We start from the raw sequence: 757 nt of genomic DNA on the forward strand, positions 1-757 counted from the left end.
AGTGGATGCTCTAAAGGTGAATAGGCCTTATAGTAAGGATGATTTAGTTGGGAACGATCGGTTTAAAGTAATCTCTAATCCTATAGATAACACCTCCAACGGTATGCAGGCGATGGCGGTTGCTCCTGTGGATAAAAATGGAAATGTGGATGATAGCCATGTAGTGATTGCTTATGCCGGGACGAATAAAGATGATCGACTTGACATCCAAACAGATATCCAATCAATAGGATTNGGTGATAGACGGATGTTGTCNGATTCGNAAACAAAGACATTTAGAAAATCTCAATTTCAAACGGCTCTGAGTTTTGCNGAAGAAATCGAAAAAACTTATCCCTCTGCTAAAATTACNACTGCGGGGCATTCACTTGGAGAGTCTCTGGCTATGTATGTTGCTTTAAAGCGAGGTTATGCGAATGTTNNNTAAAANAGCTNTTTATNTTATACTATAAGGTAATTGAGACCAAGTTNCTTTANAGNATAATATAAGGAGGCATGTTAATGAATAAGCGTAAAAAATGGGGTATTATTGCTTTAGTAATCTGTATTATAGGAGGGATTGTAATGTTTAGTTTNAATCACCAAAAAGAAAAAACGTTGGAAGAGAAAATGAGAATTGAACAGGATAGGATGGCGTTATACTTAGTCAATCATTACGAAGGAGTTCGCATGGTAGAATTCGAATCTTTCTCTAAAGATAATATAACAGGAACATGGAGTGGTGATGCGCTTGTTAATGATAAGTACTATGTTAGAT

1 pseudogene is annotated in these 757 nt (G+C 36.5%); it reads left to right on the forward strand.

From position 1 onward, the window contains the following. Nucleotide 1: 1 nt before the first annotated feature. Nucleotides 2–421 (forward strand): annotated as a pseudogene (locus tag D8863_RS11165) (alpha/beta hydrolase family protein); the annotation flags it as partial. Nucleotides 422–757 lie beyond the last annotated feature (336 nt).

Source organism: Streptococcus oralis (genome assembly GCF_003943825.1).
GTDB lineage: Bacteria > Bacillota > Bacilli > Lactobacillales > Streptococcaceae > Streptococcus > Streptococcus oralis_CD.